The 18,698-nt window shown below is 61.7% G+C and carries 17 protein-coding genes and 3 pseudogenes; 5 read left to right on the top strand and 15 right to left on the bottom strand.

What is annotated here, in order from left to right; genetic code table 11:
* Positions 1–395 precede the first annotated feature (395 nt).
* From OKW28_RS25750 to OKW28_RS25740, 3 genes are all read left to right on the top strand, one after another.
* Entirely contained in the window at positions 396–911 is a 516-nt protein-coding gene (locus OKW28_RS25750) for a hypothetical protein (protein ID WP_429449951.1), read from the top strand.
* A gap of 1,103 nt (positions 912–2,014) precedes the next feature.
* Entirely contained in the window at positions 2,015–2,392 is a 378-nt protein-coding gene (locus tag OKW28_RS25745) for a response regulator (RefSeq protein ID WP_429449948.1), read from the top strand.
* Positions 2,389–4,362, top strand: a complete 1,974-nt coding sequence (locus OKW28_RS25740) for an APC family permease (protein WP_429449946.1) — start codon at positions 2,389–2,391, stop codon at positions 4,360–4,362. The genes OKW28_RS25745 and OKW28_RS25740 overlap by 4 nt, the downstream gene beginning before the upstream one ends.
* A gap of 1 nt (position 4,363) precedes the next feature.
* On the opposite strand, the gene OKW28_RS25735 is transcribed toward OKW28_RS25740, so the two are convergent.
* The 5 genes from OKW28_RS25735 to OKW28_RS25715 all read right to left on the bottom strand — a co-directional run bounded on the left by OKW28_RS25735 (position 4,364) and on the right by OKW28_RS25715 (position 6,709).
* The gene (locus OKW28_RS25735) at positions 4,364–4,771 is read right to left on the bottom strand and encodes a universal stress protein (protein WP_429449944.1); all 408 of its coding nucleotides are present in this window, start codon (positions 4,769–4,771) and stop codon (positions 4,364–4,366) included.
* A gap of 140 nt (positions 4,772–4,911) precedes the next feature.
* Positions 4,912–5,256 (bottom strand): hypothetical protein, encoded by a 345-nt coding sequence (locus OKW28_RS25730; RefSeq protein WP_429454456.1) that lies wholly within the window; start codon positions 5,254–5,256, stop codon positions 4,912–4,914.
* Between the two features lie 5 nt (positions 5,257–5,261).
* Entirely contained in the window at positions 5,262–5,597 is a 336-nt protein-coding gene (locus OKW28_RS25725) for a hypothetical protein (protein WP_429449942.1), read from the bottom strand.
* Positions 5,594–6,292, bottom strand: a complete 699-nt coding sequence (locus OKW28_RS25720) for a response regulator (RefSeq protein ID WP_429449940.1) — start codon at positions 6,290–6,292, stop codon at positions 5,594–5,596. The genes OKW28_RS25725 and OKW28_RS25720 overlap by 4 nt, the downstream gene beginning before the upstream one ends.
* A 21-nt stretch (positions 6,293–6,313) precedes the next feature.
* Positions 6,314–6,709: a potassium-transporting ATPase subunit C gene (locus tag OKW28_RS25715; protein WP_429449938.1), complete on the bottom strand. Its 396-nt coding sequence runs from the start codon at positions 6,707–6,709 to the stop codon at positions 6,314–6,316.
* Positions 6,710–7,065: 356 nt separating this feature from the next.
* Here OKW28_RS25715 and OKW28_RS25710 point away from each other — a divergent pair, with 356 nt between their 5' ends.
* Positions 7,066–8,199 carry a porin gene (locus OKW28_RS25710; RefSeq protein WP_429449936.1) on the top strand — a complete coding sequence of 378 codons (1,134 nt, stop codon included), beginning with the start codon at positions 7,066–7,068 and terminating at the stop codon, positions 8,197–8,199.
* Between the two features lie 162 nt (positions 8,200–8,361).
* Here the strand turns inward: OKW28_RS25710 and OKW28_RS25705 are convergent, their stop codons facing one another.
* Both OKW28_RS25705 and OKW28_RS25700 read right to left on the bottom strand, forming a co-directional pair.
* Complete coding sequence (locus OKW28_RS25705; RefSeq protein WP_429449934.1) at positions 8,362–9,339, bottom strand: IS5 family transposase; 978 nt, start codon at positions 9,337–9,339, stop codon at positions 8,362–8,364.
* Positions 9,340–9,965: 626 nt separating this feature from the next.
* A pseudogene (locus OKW28_RS25700) lies at positions 9,966–10,960 on the bottom strand (alpha/beta hydrolase).
* A gap of 68 nt (positions 10,961–11,028) precedes the next feature.
* Between OKW28_RS25700 and OKW28_RS25695 the strand changes: the two are divergent.
* A pseudogene (locus tag OKW28_RS25695) lies at positions 11,029–11,769 on the top strand (IS256 family transposase); the annotation flags it as partial.
* 136 nt (positions 11,770–11,905) lie between these two features.
* On the opposite strand, the gene OKW28_RS25690 reads toward OKW28_RS25695, so the two are convergent.
* The 8 genes and pseudogenes from OKW28_RS25690 to OKW28_RS25655 all read right to left on the bottom strand — a co-directional run bounded on the left by OKW28_RS25690 (position 11,906) and on the right by OKW28_RS25655 (position 18,681).
* Complete coding sequence (locus OKW28_RS25690) at positions 11,906–13,027, bottom strand: porin (RefSeq protein ID WP_429449933.1); 1,122 nt, start codon at positions 13,025–13,027, stop codon at positions 11,906–11,908.
* A gap of 62 nt (positions 13,028–13,089) precedes the next feature.
* Positions 13,090–13,590, bottom strand: a pseudogene (locus OKW28_RS25685) (hypothetical protein).
* A gap of 502 nt (positions 13,591–14,092) precedes the next feature.
* Entirely contained in the window at positions 14,093–14,662 is a 570-nt protein-coding gene (locus OKW28_RS25680) for an NADPH-dependent FMN reductase (RefSeq protein ID WP_429449932.1), read from the bottom strand.
* Positions 14,659–14,901 (bottom strand): hypothetical protein, encoded by a 243-nt coding sequence (locus OKW28_RS25675; RefSeq protein WP_429449931.1) that lies wholly within the window; start codon positions 14,899–14,901, stop codon positions 14,659–14,661. The genes OKW28_RS25680 and OKW28_RS25675 overlap by 4 nt, the downstream gene beginning before the upstream one ends.
* Positions 14,898–16,223 (bottom strand): homogentisate 1,2-dioxygenase, encoded by a 1,326-nt coding sequence (hmgA, locus tag OKW28_RS25670; protein WP_429449929.1) that lies wholly within the window; start codon positions 16,221–16,223, stop codon positions 14,898–14,900. Before hmgA ends, OKW28_RS25675 begins: the two co-directional genes overlap by 4 nt.
* A 28-nt stretch (positions 16,224–16,251) precedes the next feature.
* Positions 16,252–16,575, bottom strand: a complete 324-nt coding sequence (locus OKW28_RS25665) for an NIPSNAP family protein (RefSeq protein WP_429449927.1) — start codon at positions 16,573–16,575, stop codon at positions 16,252–16,254.
* A 22-nt stretch (positions 16,576–16,597) separates the two neighbouring features.
* Positions 16,598–17,917: a fumarylacetoacetase gene (gene fahA, locus OKW28_RS25660; RefSeq protein ID WP_429449926.1), complete on the bottom strand. Its 1,320-nt coding sequence runs from the start codon at positions 17,915–17,917 to the stop codon at positions 16,598–16,600.
* Positions 17,914–18,681 carry an SDR family NAD(P)-dependent oxidoreductase gene (locus OKW28_RS25655; RefSeq protein WP_429449924.1) on the bottom strand — a complete coding sequence of 256 codons (768 nt, stop codon included), beginning with the start codon at positions 18,679–18,681 and terminating at the stop codon, positions 17,914–17,916. The genes fahA and OKW28_RS25655 overlap by 4 nt, the downstream gene beginning before the upstream one ends.
* Between the last annotated feature and the right edge of the window lie 17 nt (positions 18,682–18,698).

Here is an 18,698-nt window from a genome sequence, read left to right as displayed (position 1 = left end):
CCGTTGCTGATCAACATGCAGTCATGTCGTGGAAATGCCATCGGCCCGCATGACGCCACCTTGCGTCGGTAGCGACTAGGAAAGAAACCTGCGCCTGCGGCACCTCTGCTCCAGCCCGACGGTGGCTAGGGCGATACCGGCGTATAGCTGCGGAATACAACGGTTGGCAGAAGTCGAAACGCTCGCAGAATGGATTCGATACCAATCTTCGTCCTATCTTGGCAACCATAGGCGGTGCGGCTTGAAAGCGTGACTACTTCGAAGTTATGACGGGTCCCCTGTCGCGACTATCGGAACCAATGCGTTGCAAGCTGTTCACTCGTCGACAGCAAGTAATTCGTAAATGCTTGCAAAGACGCATTCTCGTCTCAGCCTGCCCGTGCAAAGGTTGAACCATGATCAGCAAACAAACAGGTCATCGCTTTGTTCCGCATGCGGACCCGAACGCGAGCGGCAGCAGCGCGCCGCCCGGGCTCGCGGTCATCACTGCAGCGCTCGTCGTCTGCTGGTGGGCACAGATCGAGACAGCTCTGGACTTCGCAATGACAGACGGCGACACCGCGCTGGCCACGACGATAGGCACACGGTTGATCGTGATTGTGTCCGGGCTCGCGGTCGTGCTCGAAGCACGAATTGCACGTCCCTTTTTCTGCTTTCTCTGCGCGATGAGCATACTGGCGGTCGCACCGACCGTTGCCCTCCAGTTCAACGACTCGCTGCTCCAACCGGCGGTCTCTTTCATCGACTGCGCAACCAAAGCGCTCTTTCTCACCTGCGCCTTTATCTCCGCAGAGAGAAGCCATGGCCGCAGCCACCGCGCCGGGAAGAACGCGTCCCCATTACCCGTGCTGTCGCCGCGCATCGCAAGCGCAGACAACAGTTTTCGCCAGACTTCAAGCCAAGGTGACTGACATGGCCAACTCCTTGCACCACTGGATCTACATCGGCGCAAACGCATACGACGAATATACGTTTGTCCCTTGGCTTAACCGGAACGTTTACCGGAGAACGGTCGACCTGAGTCGAGTCTGCATCCAGTAACCGTTTATCTGTTTACGTCTGACTGCCTGATCTGACTAGCCGCACGTGGCTCGGAGATCGTCGTGCTGGATCTCAGGCAGCCTGTCTTTGCCATGTTGCGACGGAGACTGCTGTTCTTCTGTTCAAGCAGGAAGGGTCGCTGAAGTCCTACGTGTGCATGTTGCGCTCATACGTTCTTCCTTCCCAGGCTCACGCAGCGCAGGGCGTTTTCCGGCGCTTGCTGTCTGCGGGTGGGAACTGATCAAGATATCTTTGGACTTCGCATTAACCGACAGCGACGCGGCACTCGCCGCGACGGTAGGCACAAGACTGATCGTGGTCGTGTCTTGACTTGCGCTCGTAGGCGACGCCCCGTTCGCGCGGCCCGTTTTTTGTTTTCTGTGCGCGATGAGCGTGCTTGCAGTCGGTCCGGCCATCCCGCTTGAGCTCACAGACTCGCTCCTGGTGCCAGCCGTCTCGTTCATCGACTGCATAACGAAAACATTGTTTTCTCGCTTGTGCGTTTTACTCGTCTCGCAGGAATGGTCGTGACAAGCGGCACCAATGTCACGTTTTTGAAGCAGCCGTACTGCCGCCACGCGACTGACGCGCCGGCAACGCTTTCTCCCCAATCTTCATTTCGAGGTGACTTTCATGTCCAACCATTTGCACAACTGGATCTACGTTGGCGCGAACGCTTACGACGAATACACCTTCGTCCCATGGCTTAACCGGAACGTCTACCGGAGAACCGTCGACTTTTGCAGAGTTTGCATCCAATAGTAGTCCATACGTTTCCACCCAACGTCCCGCAATTCACCGATAGCACTCGACGTTAAGTCGGCCTCTCTGATGTCCAGGTGTTCGTCTTGTTCAGTTTGCGCAGGAGTGTTTAGTTCCCGAGAAACGACTTGGTGGGAACTAAGGTGGGCGAGATATCACCTGAGTTCGCGCAGTCGTTCCACACCTCAATGGCCTACAGAGAGCCCACGTGATGTTTTCAATATTGTTGGTCGATGATGAGCCGGATATCAGGTCCGCCTGGCAACTGATACTTGAGCTGGAAGGCTTCCACGTGCTTTGCGCGGAGAACGGTAAACGGGCGCTTGAACGCCTCGAACATCAACTACCCACCCTCGTTATCACGGACTGGACGATGCCACGGATGAATGGGGGCGAGCTGTGTCGCGAGATAAGGGGCCGACGCCGGCTGGCAGGTATGCCGATTATTATTCATAGTTCTATCGAACAACCTGCGGCAAGCAAAATCAGCTGGTCCGTTTTTCTCCGAAAGCCCTGCCAGGTGGACGTCTTTGTGGATACGGCACGTCGGTTGTGTGTGGACTCGGACCGCCTACTGGCGGAGACGTGAACACCTTCGACAACATCTGGCGTCGGATAGTTGGCAAGCCGCTGGACCCGCTCGATTCCCGGACCCGCGACGCCATCGCGGTCACGCCACTTCTCGCTTGGGTAGGGCTCGGTGCCGACGGCCTTTCATCGTCATGCTACGGGCCGGAAGAAGCTTTTCTGGCGCTGGGCCAGCACACCTCACTTGCATTGTTCCTCGCGCTGGCCACCGCCGCGACGGTCTTCATCATTGCGCTCGGGTACAACCAGGTCATCCAGCTGTTTCCAACGGGGGGCGGCGGCTATCGGGTGGCGACCGCCTTGCTGGGCCCACACCCTGGCCTGGTTTCCGGCGCCGCGCTGCTGGTCGACTATGTGCTGACCATTGCGACGTCGCTGGCGAGCGGCGTCGACGCGTTTTTCAGCTTGCTGCCGGTGGGCGCGCAGGCTTTCAAGCTCACGACCGAACTCACGCTGATCGTCCTGATGACGGGCCTCAACTTCCGCGGGATGCGCGAATCGATCTTGGTGCTGCTGCCGATCTTCCTCGGCTTTGTCGTGCTGCATCTTGGCCTCATCGTTTACGGCGTAGCGGTGCATGGCGATCATTTGGCCGACGTCGTTCCGGGCGCCATCGGCGAAGCGCGCAGCATGTCGCGTGTAGTGGGCCCGCTGGTGGTGGTGGCCCTGCTGATGCGTGCGTTCTCACTCGGCGGCGGTACGTACACGGGCCTCGAAGCCGTCTCGAACAACGTCAACATGCTGGCCGAGCCGCGCGTGCCGAACGGCAAGACGACGATGTTCTATATGTCCACCTCGCTGGCCTTCACGGCAGGCGGCATCATCCTGCTGTACATGTTGTGGCATGCTCAGGCGGTGGAAGGCCGGACGCTCAATGCGGTGGTGTTCGGCAGCGTCATCGAGCATCTCGGGCTCGGCTCCGCGTTTGCACGGCATGCGCTACTCGCCGCGGTGCTGGCCTTCGAGGCAGGGCTGCTGCTGGTCGGCGCGCAAACCGGCTTCCTCGACGGGCCTGCCGTGCTGTCGAACATGGCGTCCGACTCATGGGTGCCGCGCCATTTCCGTGACCTGTCCACCCGGCTTGTCAGACAGAACGGCATCGTCGTGATGGGTATCGCCAGCCTCGCGATCCTGCTCTGGACGCGCGGTGACGTTTCTATCCTGGTAGTGCTGTACAGCATCAACGTTTTCCTGACCTTCAGCCTTTCCCTGCTGGGCTTGTGCATTTACTGGTGGCGCCATCGGCGTGACGGGGAAAACTGGCTGAAGCACTTCGCGCTATCCGCGCTAGGGCTATCGGTCACCAGCACCGTGCTGGTCATTACGCTGATCGAGAAGTTTACGGCGGGCGGCTGGCTGACGGTACTGGTGACCGGCGCGGTGGTCGCGCTATGCATTGTCATCAAGCGGCACTACGGCGAAACCCGCGCACTGATTGCCAGGGAGGACGCCCTCTTCACCGGCGCTGCGCCCGATCCGGGCGACGCGGCCGCGTCACTCAGGCCAGATGCTTCCCAGCCAACCGCCATCCTGCTCGTCGGCAAGCATCGCGGTGCCAGCATGCACGCGCTGCTATGGGTGAACCGGCTATTTCCGGAACACTTCAGGAATGTGATCTTTCTCGCGGTCGGCGAAGTGGACGCGCAAAGCTATGAAGGCTCCGAGCACCTGGAGCGTTTGCGGCAAACGATTACGGCGTCTCTCGAGTATTACGTTGCGCACTGTCGCCGGCATGGCATCGCCGCCGAATACCGGATCGCGTTCGGCACCGACCCTGTCGAAGAGTTCCTCAAACTGGCAGAAGCCTCGATGGAGCAATTCCCGAACAGCGTCTGCTTCGCGAGCAAGCTGATTTTCAAACGGGTGAATGTCCTGACGGCGTGGCTGCACAATCACACACCGGTCGAGATTCAGACGCGCCTGCACCAGCAGGGCAAACAGATGGTGCTGCTGCCGATGAACGTCGGATGATTCAATGAACCATCGTCACCGGTGTGACCGTCCGCGTCAACAACGCCGCGAGCATGGCCAGGCGTCGGAAGAAGCCCATGTGGCTGGCGTCGATCACCATGACGTCGGGCCGGGTCGTGGTTGCGTAGTCGGCGATCGCTTTCGTGTGGTGGCCGAATACCCGTGTCCAGTGGTACGGCACGCCGGCTTCCTCGAGAATCGTGCGCGCGTCGAGCATCGCCTTCAGCGTTGCCTGCTCTTCCCGGCGCACCAGTGAGCTTCGGGTGTGGAAGGCTGCCGCGCGCCCCTGGTCGACGGGTTCGAGGACTTCCAGCAATTCGACCTCGGTGACGCAACGCTCCAGAAACATAAATGTCGCGAAACGTGCGGCCTCGGCCACACCGCTCTTGCCGAGGACGGGGATCAGCATTCGTATCATCGGGAACTCCTGGCCGCTACCTGGCAACCTTGTGCTTCGAGCTTATCTGAAGCCGCGTTAACGTCGCGTAAAAGTATCGGACAGTTTTTGCCGGCCACCGGACATTTGCCGCCCAGGCCGCGGATAGTCACTTACGCCTGCATTGCCGCAGGGTTCAGTTCGATATGCAAAATCACAAGCCACCGTTTCGGACAGTCTTCCGCGATCTGTAGATCCTGCTTGCCGTCATCGCCCTTTTTGACGAAGCCCTTCTCACGCGCGAAGCCGAACGCCCGCCGCGCATCTGACTGCAGCCAGAGCGTCAGCAGTCCACATGTCACGCAGCTGAAAAGCCAGATCGTTTCATGAGGCAGCGCCGTATCGAGCTCCTGCGCCACGTACGTAAAAATCGTCGTGAGCACCTGGTTGGTGACGAAGGCAATGGCAACGACCTTGCACATCCCTCTGAACATCATGGCTGGTCTTGAAGGTGTCATGGCATTCAAATCCCGAGCATGCGGCGAGCTTCGGCTTCTGCCAGCGCCAATGCTTGCGCGTAACTGCCCATCGGCCGGCCACAGCCACGCCCGATGACCTGATGAATCTGCTTGTGGCGCCAGGCGGTGGTGACGCGCAGTGCGCCTTCGAACATCTGGCCCGGAGCGGGGAACACACAAGCCTCGACGGTGACGTTTCCCTTCGTTTGTTTGAATGCCATGCAACCTCCAGCAAATCCCATATTTTTTGCGGCGAAACGCCAGCCACAAACGATACGGATGTCGCCGTAAAGACCGCAAAACGATTGCCGGAGGCCGCGTAAAAATCGTGTGAAACTCATTGCACACCGACGAGCCGATACCCCACGCCCGACTCCGTGATGATGTGCTCGGGGACGCGCCGGATCGCTTTCGAGCTTGTGACGCAGGTCCCCATGTAGATCCGCAGGTAGTGGTGGTTATCGGTGCGCAACGGTCCCCACACTTCGCCGAGCAGTTGCTCATGTGTCAATACCCGCCCCGGATGCCGCAGCAGTGCGGAAAGAAGACGGTATTCAGTGGGACTGAGATGAACGATGCGGCTGCCTCGCACCACCGTCCGCTCGCCGAGATCGACCGTCACGAGGCCGAATCGCACCTGCGGCGCGCCGACCCGCCCGCAAGCGGCCTGCCGGCGCAAATACGCACGAATCCGCGCGCCGGGTTCGGGCAACCCGAACGGCTTGGCGAGGTAGTCGTCGGCGCCGGCGTCGAGCGCGGCGACGTTGTCTTCCTCACGGCTTCGTGCCGACAGGACAATCACCGGCATCGCAGACCAGCCGCGCAACTCACGGATTACCTCGGTGCCGCCCATGTCCGGCAAGCTGAGGTCGACGATGACAAGATCCGCGAGCCGCGTGGCCGCCTGCGCGAGGCCTTGCGCGCCGGTGTGCGCTTCGAATACGCTCATGCCGTCTGCTTCGAGGCGCGAACGAATGAAACGGCGTATGTACTTGTCAGCGTCGATTACAACAACGGTAACGGTGGGATCGCTCATAACGGCGACGACAAGCCAGGATTAATACATCGGCTTGAGGTCCTCCAGCGCGAGGTTGAGCTTCAGCACATTCCCGCGCGGCTCGCCGAAGATGCCGAACTGCCGCCCCGACGTGTTCCGGGCAACAAGGTCGGTCACCTGATCGAGCGGCAGGCCACGGGCTTTCGCCACACGTGCCGCCTGATAGGCGGAGGCCGCCGGGCTGATCTCGGGGTCGAGCCCGCTGCCGGACGAGTCCTGCCAGTTCGCGTTGGTCGCGAAGCTGATTGCCGTGTTGAAGGCAGCCTCGGGGGTCACGGGGCCGAAGCCTTGCGGGTTTGCGGGCAGCCATTGCTGCAACCGCAGGAACGCATACATCACGAGCACGCCGAGTGTGTTGAACACCAGCACCGCTAGCGCATAGTGCTTCCACGACATTTCAGCGGCGGGGTCCACCCCCGGCGAGTCTGTACAGCACGCGTTCTACCGTTCGTCCAAGGCGACGAACGACGACGGACGAACCGTCGAGCACCGCGGTCCGGTGAACGAAACCGCTCGTGTAGCGGCTCCCTTCGATCATCGTTTATAAAATCTTTGCGAAAAGGGAGCAACTCTTTTGATGAACCGCGATGGCAGTCCCCATAAAATCGCCAGGCTGACGGTACGGAAGCGAACCCCATTCAATGGATGGCCCGCATCACCACTACGAGAGGCCCTTCGTTGAACATGCATTTTTTCGAGATCGTGCTCACACCTCCCGACTCTTTGTTGGGCATTTCATGGAGTATATGTAAGTGAAAAAGAATACCATCGTGGCAGCAGCTTTGTCTGTCTGCGCCGTCGCGGCCCATGCGCAAAGCAGCGTCACCCTATATGGATTGATCGATACAGGTATCGTCTATACGAATAACCAAGGTGGCAGCAGCGCATGGCAGGAACAAAGCAGCATGCTGTCGAACGAAGTATGGGGCCTGAGGGGCAGCGAAGACCTCGGCGGCGGTCTGCATGCAATCTTCCGTCTCGAAAACGGGTTCAACATTCAAAACGGCAAGACCACCTACTCGGGCACAATGTTCGGCCGTCAGGCTTATGTCGGTGTGCAGAGCGACAACTATGGAACGCTGACGCTCGGCCGGCAGTACGACGCCGTGGTCGATAATCTCGGACCGATCGCACTGGCGAACAACGGGGACGGAAACAACCTGGCAGCGCATCCGTTCGATAACGACAACGTGGACGATTCGTTCTATATCAACAACTCGGTCAAGTACGTGAGCCCGACGTATCAAGGGTTGCAGGCCGAGGCACTGTACGGCTTGAGCAATGCGGCTGGCGGCTTTTCGAACAATCGCGCCTATAGCTTTGGCGTGACGTACAACAACGGTCCGATCAATCTGGCGGCTGCTTACCTCCAGCTTAATAACGGTGCATCTAGCGGTACCGGGGCAGTGTCGAACAACGACTTCGTAAACTTCCCCGCAGCGCGGCAGCGCGTGATGGGTGTCGGCGGCAATTACACGATCGGACCGGCGATGGTCGGCCTGCTGTGGACGCACACCTTGTTCGACAATACGCAACCCGGTGCGAACTCAGTGATCCTGCAATCATTCGACACCCTGCACTTTGATAACTACGAAGTTAACGTGCACTATACGGTGACCCCTGCGATCTCGCTCGCCGGCGCGTACACCTTCACTCAAGGCGCCTTTGCTGGCGCCACCGGTTCGGCGGACCCGAAGTGGCATCAAGTGACCCTGATGGCAGATTACTCGTTCAGCAAGCGCACCGATGTCTACGTCGAGGGTGTCTACCAACACGCATACGGGGCTGCCGGCTCTGCGTTCGAGGGTGCATTTATTAATGGCTTGTCGCAGGCTTCGACAGGCAATCAGGTTGCCGCGACTGTGGGCATTCGGACGCGCTTCTAGTCGGCGCAGCGTTTAGTTAGGATTAGGGCAAAGCTGAACAAGCGGGTAAATCGGCGACGTGTCAGCGATTTGAACTTCGCCAAGTGATGAGGCCGAGCTTAAGCCCTTGCTTTTCGGCCCTCGCAGGCCTGTTGGGCGGGCACTTTGCCCGCCTTTCGCCCACTATGGGCGTACCGGTGCCATCAGTTTCTTGCGCGACAGGTAGACGTTCGCCGGTGCGAGCGCGACGAACGCCCGGTTGGCGTTCTTTGCCAGCCCTCGATAGCGCACCTTGGTAAATCCCCACAGGCGCTTCACAACCGCGAAGACGTGTTCGACTCGCGCCCGGATCTTCGACTTGTTGCGGTTCTTGCCGCGCTGCACCTCGTCGACTTCGCCGCCCGCACGGCGCGTGCGCTGATTGGTATAGTCGCGCGCCCTGGGCGCCTTGCTGTGGATCAGTGCCTTCTGGCTCTCATAGGCGCTGTCGCCGTAGACGCGCCGCTCCTGCCCGTGCAGCAATTGCGGCAGTGGATGCTTGTCATGCACATTGGCGGGCGTGAGCACCGCGCTGTGCGCCAGGCCGCTCTGGCTGTCCACACCGATGTGCAGCTTGGCGCCGAAATACCATTGGCGACCCTTGCGGGTCTGATGCATCTCGGGGTCGCGCGCCTTCTGCTCATTCTTCGTCGAGCTCGGCGCGCCGATGATCGTCGCGTCCACGATGGTGCCGCTTTTGAGCTTCATGCCGCTGGCCTGAAGGACCCGGCCGACTTCGGCAAACAATTGCTCGCCCAGTTTGTGCGTCTCCAGCAGGCGCCGGAATTTGAGCAGCGTCGTCGCATCGGGCACACCTTCGCAACCCAGGTCAATTCCGGCAAAGCGACGCAGGCTGGCGCTGTCGTAGAGGGCCTCTTCGCAAGCGAAGTCGGCCAGATTGAACCAGTGCTGCACGAAGTGGATCCGCAGCATGCGCTCCAGACCAATTGGCGGGCGGCCATTGCCGCGCTTCGGATAATGCGGCTCGATCACCGCGCACAACTGCGACCATGGCACGATCGCATTCATCGTGTCGAGAAACTCGTCGCGCCGCGTGCGTTTGCGGTGGGTCTCGAAACCCGCACCTTGATCGGCTGCCATCGCCAGCGTCTGCTGTTTCATCCTGTTCTGCCTTCCTCGTTTAATCCGATCTCTATAACGCTTGACGTGCCAGATTGGTGGACTTAATCAGTGTTGCCTTAGACACTCGCCGCGACATCGGCGCATCGCCCGGCCACCCGGTATCGATGTGCCGACGTATGCTCCAGCGCTTTCGGCCAACGCGGCTCAACTGTTCAGCTTCATTAGCGCAAACCCTGTCGGTTTCTGGTTCCATGTCCACGCGAAGCGCGCTTATCCTTCTTTTCCGCCTTCAGCTTTTTTGCGCATCACTCCGCAAGGATCCAGCTAACAGCGTCTCGAGCCGCCGCTCTTGCACTCCGTGGGCAGACGGCGGCAGTCATTCAGTCCTGGTTCTTGCCCGGTGATCGCTCAACTTCCGACCCGAGTGCGGCGACCGTTGTACTCCAGAAGCCGCCTTCCGATTGATGGAAGCGTGGGTGGCCGAGAAGAGACCACAACAGCCTCTCGCGGTGGCCGGGACAGACGTCTTAACTTACCGCAGAGCAGATTCTCGTAACGATATTCGGTATCGACACGTGACGATGCCTTGCATGAACGTGAAGTCGAATGCTCTGATGGCCGCGGCACGATGCCGTTACGCAAGGCGCCGCTCAAGGTTGCACGGCTTACTTTAGACGCGCTTGCAACTCGTTGGCAAGCTGCCTGGTTGCGGCTTTGGTCGGCGCGTCGCCAGCGAGTGCATTAAGCAAGCCAAAGTCGTGGATCGTACCGTTGAGCGGACCGTGGTGACTCATTGCCCGCAGCGTCGAGTTTGCGACCGTAGGCCTCGCCTTCATCGCGCAGCACGTCGAACTGCGCCACCTGGATCATCGCTGGCGGCAGACCGTTCAGCTGATCCGTTGAAGCACGCAGCGGTGAAGCGGAAATCTCGTTACGCTGCTTCGGATCTTTTGTATAAGCATTCCCGAACCACTTCATCATCGGCCGGGTCAGGAAATGGCCTTCCGGATAGGCGTTGTACGAGCCGTCGCTGAAATTGGCGTCCGCCACCGGCCACATCAGGCCTTGAAAGCGGATTGCGAGGCCCTGCTTGTTCTTCGCCATCAGTGAGACGACCGCGGCCATGTTGCCGCCGACGCTGTTCCCCACTACCGCGAGGCGGCTGCCGTCCACATCGATTTCATCGCCACGTGCGGCGACCCACCTGGTGGCCGCGTACGCCTGGTTGATCGCCACCGGGTAACGCGGCCACAGCCCCGGATTGCACGACGAAGTCGCGCACCAGCCGCTCGTGGGTCTGGAAGTCCCCAAGGATCGATCCGCCGCCGTGGAAGAACATGAAGACCGGCATCGTGCCAGTTGCGCCGTGCGGCTGCACAATCGTGATCGGCACGGTGATGCCGTCCTGCTCGATGGTCTTGTTCGACACATCAATGCCGGACAGATCAACCTTCACGCTGTTCTGCGCGTCGATCAGCACCTGGCGCGCCTGAGCCGGTAACAACGCGTTGATTGCCGGTCCTGTGCCGCTGTTCAGCGCATGCAGGAACTGGCTGGTCACCAGATCGGGCGAGGCCGGTGTTGCCGGGCTTGCGGCAATGGCGAGGGTGGAACCGGCCGCAAGAACGGCAGCGAGCAGTAAGGGCTTGACGGTCTTCATGGCTTGTTCCTGTGCGAGTCGGTTGGACGCGTGGTTAAACGATCGTAAGGGTGACGTCGATGGTGCCGCGGGTGGGGAAGGTTCGCGATCGGTCAGGATCAGGCGTGAAATTCAATTCATCGATTGTGCCGCCATATGTGAGGAAGTCACCGCGCGTGAGTGCCGCGCTGCCGTGGCTGTATTTGAAGGGCATTTCGACGGGCGACATGAGCGAGGCGCTGAGCGTGCTACTGGGCGACGATGCCAAGGGTCTGTCGGCGAACGTGGTGAGTCGCCTGACGGCCCAGTGTGCCGACGAGCATGCGAGCTGCAGCCGGCGTGATCTGTCGAAGTCGCACTACGTGTACTAGCGAGTCGACGGCATTCACACCGGGCTGCGCAGCGGGAACTCGGACGGTCAATGCCTGCTCGTGATCATCGGCGTGAGGCCGGATGGGCGCAAGGAGCGTGTGGCAATTGGCGACGGGTATCGCGAGTCGAAGGCGTCGTGGCAGGAACTGCTGCTCGATCTGAAAACGCGTGGCCTGCAGGCCGGTCCGTTGCTGTCAGTCGGCGATGGCGCGATGGAATTCTGGGCCGCGCTGGAAGAAGTGTCTCCTGCTACGCGAGGCCAGCGCTGCTGGTTCCACAAGATGGGCAACGTCCTGAGCGCGCTGCCGAAGTCACAGCAAGGCAAAGCCAAAGCAGATCTGCAGGCGATCTGGATGGCCGCCATGCGCGCCGACGCGTATGCCGCGTTTGATCGTTTCGTGACGGTCTACGCGGCGAAATATCCGAAGGCACCAGAGACGTTGAAGAAGGACCGGGAACAATAGTCCAACAAACCCTGCATCGCGGCGCAGTTTTTGTGAGACGCTCGCGTCCCATCCGATACGCCCGCATGCCATCGCGTGTCAGCGGATGCCCGGGACACAGACCTGTGCTCACCCGGACACCCGCCGACTGTCAGAACAGGTGACGAATGCCCACCTGTACCGCCGTTTCGCTCTGGCCGCCGTCCGGCGTCAAGAACGATCCGGTCGTGATGCTGGCCCCCGCCATCTTGTACCGAGCGGTGTTGTAATTGTTCAGACGCGAGGCTACGCCATACAGTCGCGTCCGTTTCGAGACATCGTAGTTGACGATGACGCCATACTGCCTTGCGTCATTGCCGAGCGACGAGCTGTCTTTGACAAACGCGTACCCGGCGCCAATGCTCAAGAAGGGATTGACACGGAAATCGGCAGACAGCGAATAGGTGCTGTGGTAGTCACCAGGAACGTTGCCTACAGGGCCGACAGCCGGATCATATTTTCCGGCCGGATTACTCAACGCATTGCCTGTCGTAGCAGAGATCACCTCGTTCGCGCGGAAATAGCCGACGTAGATCTTCCCGCGACCGTAGTCATAATTGCCGCCGGCCATAAACTCCTGCACCCGGTTGGAGCTCGTTGCATTGGCGGCGTTCAGGTACGCGAGCGCAAGGTAAAGAGGACCCTGATTGGTTTGGGCAGCCGCTTGGTAGACGGCGTTTCCAGCTAACGTCTCCGGCCGTCCGCCCACCGAGTAGTGAACTTCGAGCTGAGTGTTGGCGATCTTTGGAGAGATATAACTGATGTCGTTATCGAAGCGCGCTGCCCAGCTGGCAAAATTGTTGTACCCCGACCCGTACGTCGCCGCACCGAAGGCGTCGAGTTTGGCGCTATAGGCGAACATCGGCGTGTTTTGACGCCCAAACCTCACCTCCCCGTAGCCCGCTGAGATACCGATCCAAGCTTGCCGGTCAAAAAACCGATACGCGTTCTGCTGCTGTCCCGTGCCCGGATCAAAACCGCTCTCAAGGTCGAATGTCGCAGCGTGTCCCCCGCCCAGGTCTTCTTTTCCGAGCAAACCCCAACGGCTCGTGAGTTCCCCGTTGTTGCCCAGCACATACAGCGAAGTATTCTTCCCGCCAACTTTTGCCGACTGGTAGCCGCCAAAAACGTCAAGGATTCCGTACAACGTCAACGATGATTGCGCGTGAGCCTGCGACACACCGATTGCGCCAATCGCGGCACCCAAAAACACTGCTTTGATTTTTTTGTTCACTTGTCCCCACATCTCCTGATTGATTGATTGATTGATTGATTGATGTCCTAGAGTCTTTGAATTCAGCTGGCTGGGTGCAGGGCCAGCATGCGCTTGACAATCAGCGCAAGCGGCACCGTGAAGCGGAAGTGAGACATGAACCCATCAATGATCACGACCGGATCAAATAATTCGGGTGATTGTTGGAGGCGATCATGATCGCCGCATGCATCACGATCCACGCGAAGATGGCGTAAAACAATGCCACCAACGTCGCCTCGTACCCGCGTCGGCTAAAGTAAGGCCAAATCGCGGCAAACAAGACGCCCCAGCCAAGCGCGAAGAAGAAGTGAATTGCTGTTCCAACGAAGTTACGCCCATATGCCGATCGACTCTTGCACCTCCTTGCCGAACACCAAGACCGTTGCATTGCGTGGAATGCCAGCGAGCGACATCAAGTGCTGCGCGCCTACCCAAACAGGGGCCTCGAAAATCCAAATGATCAATGCTCCGGCCAACCCGCCGGCCACTCCGGCGCGAATGATGGCCTTGCGGTTCGGCATCTCCGACGCATTCGTCTTCATTCCCTTGCCGAGTTCGTTGCCGCTCATGCTGAAATTGCTCCCATGTCCCCTCTCCTCATAAAGCTCATTTAAAGAATGTCATTCCTCTTGCTGTCCGCACGAACGATGGCCACACGGCTCTTTCAAGCCAACTCACGTTTCCACGATAGCGATTGCCGCGACAACTGCGGGCACGGCAAGAAAGGAAAACACCGTCGCAAAGCTAAAGCCCAGCGACAGCAGTGCGCCCCCCACAGGGGGTAGTAGTCCTGCGGTCGCTCCCGGAGCGTCCTGTCCAGTGAGGCTTTCAGTTTTGCGTCCGACACGCCACGCTGAGATCTCGCAAGCCATTGAAAAATCTAGTATTCCTAAATAAAAGCACTATATTTTTGCGCGAAAAAGGCTAATACCCCTCATAGAGATGAAGCGCAACCGTCGCAACTCGCCGCTCAAGCGGCGGCCCGAACGGCCCCCTCCGCCTGATCTCGCCTCGCCGGTATCAGTCGCCCTCCCCTGTGCCGTATCAGCCCGACATGGCCCGAACTTCGGCCGTCCAAACCGCGAGCGCCGACATCTGGCCTTGCACGAAGGAACGGGTCGCCTCGTCCACGCAGCGGCCTTCTGTGTCGAACTTGCCCACGGCATGGGCGATGAATACCTCGGGCTTGGCCAGCACCATCGCGTCCATGAAGAGCAGCACCTTGCGCAGTTCGTACTGAACGCGCGCGCCACCCACCGGCCCCGGCGCGGCAGACAGGATCGCGACAGGCTTGCGCCGCAAGGGTTGATCGTCGCCGCGCGAGATCCAGTCGAGCGCGTTCTTCAACATGCCGGGGATCGAGAAGTTGTACTCCGGCGTCGCGATCACCAGCGCATCGGCCTTGCGCAGCCGTTCGCGCAGCGCGAGCACCTCGGCCGGCATGCCGCGCGCCATGCTGTCGGCGTCAAAGGGCGGAATGGCACGCCAGTCGACCACATTGAGCGTCATGCCCGGCGGCATGGACTCCGATGCGAGCGTCAAGGCCATCCGGTTGATCGAGGCCGAACGCAGGCTGCCGCAGAGGCCGACGACGTCGATGGGTGGATGCGTCATGAGGCGTGCGTCCCTGGGCTCATTGCTGCGGGCTGCCGGCCTGCGCGACCACGCCGCGCCAGTGCTCGATCTCGCGCTCCACCGTGGTCCTCATCTTGGTGAGGCGAGGAAGGCGACGCCTCGCTTCCGAGGTTGGTCATGGTCGCGAGGAAGGCCGAGTCTTTTGCCGCGGCGCGCACGCCGTCGTTGAGCAGGTTGACGATCGACTGTGGAAGGGTTCGTCTGTCGATGCCGCTCATGCTCGATCTCCTTGGTTCACCAGTCCGCTGCGAAAGCCATCCCACACCGTGTCGTAGTCTGGCTGGAGGTTGTCGGTCTTCAGGGCCCGGGGCGTCGGTCGGAACACATGACGGCTCTCGAACATGAAGGCCAGCGTGTTGTCCACGCGGTGCGGCTTGAGGTCGGCGGTGCTGGCCTTGTCGAAGGTCGCCGCGTCCGGGCCGTGCGGCAGCATGCAGTTGTGCAGGCTGATGCCGCCGGGCACGAAGCCCTCGGCCTTGGCGTCGTACACGCCGCGCACCAGGCCCATCAGTTCGCTCATCACGTTCCGGTGGAACCAGGGCGGACGGAACGTTTCCTCGGCTACCAGCCAGCGCGGCGGGAAGATCACGAAGTCACAGTTGGCCACACCGGGCGTGTCGGTGTTCGACGTGAGCACCGTATAGATCGAAGGGTCCGGGTGATCGAAGCTGATCGTCCCGATCGCCATGAACCGCGCCAGGTCGTACTTGCAGGGCGTGAGGTTGCCGTGCCATGCGACCACGTCCAGCGGCGAATGGCCCTGCCCGCCCTCCCACAGATGCCCGAGGAACTTGTTGACGATGCGCACCGGGCCCGTCTCCTCCTCGAAGCCGGCCACGGGCGCCAGGAAGTCGCGCGCATTCGCCAGGCCGTTGGAGCCGATCGGTCCGAGCTCGGGCAGCCGGAACGGCGTGCCGTAGTTCTCGCAGACGTAGCCGCGTGCCTCGGCTTCGAGCAGCTCCACGCGAAAACGCATGCCGCGCGGAATCAGCGCGATCTCGCCCGGGCTCAGATTCAGGCGGCCGAGCTCGGTGTGAAGCTTCAACACGCCGGCCTGCGGCACGAGCAGCAGTTCGCCATCCGAATTCATGAAGTAGCGCCGGTGCATCGACCGGTTGGCGCAGTAGACATGCGTGGCCACGCCGGTCTGCGCATGCGCATCGCCATTGCCCGCGATGGTCACGATGCCGTCGATGAAGTCGCATCCCTCGGTGGGCATCGGCCAGGGGTTCCAGCGCAGGCGGTTGGCGGGCGTCTCGACCTCGTCGAACGGGCCGGTGTGCCAGCGGCCGTCGTCGATGCGTCGAAACGGCTCGTGCATCGCACTGGGATGCATGCGGTACATCCAGGTGCGCAGGTTGTGGTCGCGCGGCGCGGTGAAGGCCGTGCCGGATAGCAGCTCGGCATAGAGGCCCAGCGGCGCCTGCTGCGGCGAGTTGCGTCCGATCGGCAAGGCGCCCGGTCGGGCTTCGCTCTCGAACTGGTTGCCGAAGCCGCCCTGGTAACGCTCGGTGTCTTCGATGACGGGGGTCGATGGCATGGTTTCTCCTGTCACTTCGTCGCGACGATCACGGTTGCCACAAGGGCTTAAAGAAAGGCGCCGGCAGCAGGATCTGGGACTCCTGGCTCTGCAGCAGCGGCAGCATCCTGACCACGTATGCGCGCCAGTCGGCATCGGCCATGAGCGCCTCGCGCCGCTCGGCGCGCTCGTTCATGTCCTCGTAGGCCCACATGTGGACGATCTGGTTAAGCGCACCCGATTCGCTGCGGTAGTAGCCGACCATGCGCCCGAGGATGCGGCGCTGGATCGCGAGGCCCTCGGCCTCGTACAGGGCCAGGTAGTCCCGCCACTTGCCGGGATGGGTAATGTAAGTGCGTTGTTCGACGAGCATTTCGTGTGTCTCCGGTGCCAGTTCAAGAAGTCGGGGCAACGAGCCGCGCGGCGCAGCGACCGAAGCCGATCCCGATGCGGCCTGGCGCTTCGCAGCGGCCGGTAAGCGCGAGTTCGTCCCCATCGGCCAGAAAGGTGCGCTGCTCGCCGGTCGGCAGCGTCAGTGGCTGCGAGCCGCCCGCCGTGATCTCCAGCAGGCTACCAAGCGCATCGGCGTCGGCCCCCGAGACCGTGCCGGACCCCAGCAGATCACCGGTGTCGAGCGCGCAGCCGTTGCTCGTGTGGTGCGCGACCATCTGCGCGAAAGTCCAATAGAGCAGCTCGGAGCCCGAGCGCGACAGGCGGATCGGCGGCAGGCCCTGTTCGGCCATCCGGCTGCTTTGCAGATACGCATCGAGCGCGATGCGCAGGCCGCCGCGGTGCGCATCGTCTTCGCCGCAGAGGTACGGCAACGGGGCTGGATCGCCTGCGGGCCGCCTCGCCGCAGGCGCGCGAAACGGGGCCAGTGCTTCCGCGGTCACGACCCAAGGCGCGACGGTGGTGGCGAAGCTCTTGGCCAGGAAGGGGCCGAGCGGCTGGTACTCCCAGGCCTGGATGTCGCGCGCCGACCAGTCGTTGAGCAGCGAGAAGCCGAAGATGTGCCGCCATGCCTCGTCGACCGCCACCGGTGCGCCGGCGGTCGACGCCGTACCGATGTAAGCGCCGAGTTCGACCTCGTGGTCGAGCCGCTGCGCCGGTGCGAAACGCGGCACCTCGTCAGCGGGGCCCTTCAACTGGCCGTGCGGCCGCTGTACCTTCGCCCCGCTCACGCGCACGCTGTTGGCGCGGCCGTTGTAGGCGATGGGCACATGCTTGTAGTTCGGAAGCAGCGGCATGTCGGGCCGGAACAGACGGCCCGCGTTGGTCGCGTGATGGACCGAGGCGAAGAAATCGGTGAAGCCCCCGATCCTGACCGGCAACGCCAGCTCGACCGCATCGATGGCATGCAGCGCGTTGGCCACGGTCTCGCGCTGCCGCTCGGCGCCTGCGGCTAGCAGCTGCGACGCGCGCGCACGCAGAGCCGAGGCGGCACCGAGGCCCAGCGCCATCAGGTCGTTCAACGTCGGCGCGCGGCATGCCGATGCGGCCGCGTGCGCCCGGCCCGCGAACAGTTCGAGGCAGGCCCCGACCTCGAGGATGCGGTCGCCGATGCCGATACCGCAGCGCAGCGCCTCGCCGGGCAGCCGACGGAACACCGCCAGCGGCAGATTCTGGATCGGGAAGTCTGCGCCCGCGGAGTTCGCCGTCTCGACCCAGCTGCACAGGTTCGGGTCGTGCGTGGCGTTGATCTCGAGCGTGCTCACAGGCTGTGCCCTCCGTCGATCACGATGCGCGTGCCGGTGGCGGTGCGCAGGTGGGTCACGCAGGCCAGCACCGACAGCGCCACGTCTTCGGGCGAGACCACGCGTCCCAGCGGCGTGAGCGCCGCCTTCTTCTCGAGCTCGTCGCGATGGCGGCCCTGGACGAAGCCGGTATCGACTGCCGCGGGCGAGACGCTCAGAAAGCGCACGCCGGGCCCGAAGGCGCGTGCGAGCGACACCGTCATCGTGTCGAGTCCACCCTTGGCCGCGCAGTAGGCGATGTTGCTGCCCAGCCCCGTGAAGGCCGACACCGACGAGACGTTCACGACCGTGGCATCACCCGCCGCGCGCAGCAAAGGCATCAAGGCGCGGATGATGGAGAAAGGGCCGCCGACGTTGGCATGCAGGATTTCGTTGAAGAGCGCCATGTCCAGCGTCTGCAGGTCGGTGTGCGCGATGCGCTGGGTGAAGCCGGCCGAATTGACCAGCACGTCGACGCGGCCGAAGTCCGCCGCGAGCCGACGCGCCATGTCGGCGTGCGCGGCCGCGTCCGTCAGCGGCATGTGCAGGGTCTGGTGGCCGTCGCCGGCCAGCTCGGCGCGCAGCGCCTGGGCCCGGTCTTCGCCGTGATGGAAGCCGATCACCACCGTGGCTCCTTCTGCAGCCAACAGGCGCACGCAGGCGGCGCCGATGCCGCTGCTGCCGCCGGTGACCAGGGCCACCTTGCCGGCCAGCGGCTTGTTCGGATCGAGAGAGGAAGACGTCATAGGATGGTATGCGGAAC

The sequence above is a fragment of the Paraburkholderia sp. 40 genome (assembly GCF_050434105.1).
In the GTDB taxonomy this organism is placed as follows: Bacteria; Pseudomonadota; Gammaproteobacteria; order Burkholderiales; family Burkholderiaceae; genus Paraburkholderia; species Paraburkholderia tuberum.
This window is presented reverse-complemented; position numbering and strand designations above follow the sequence as displayed.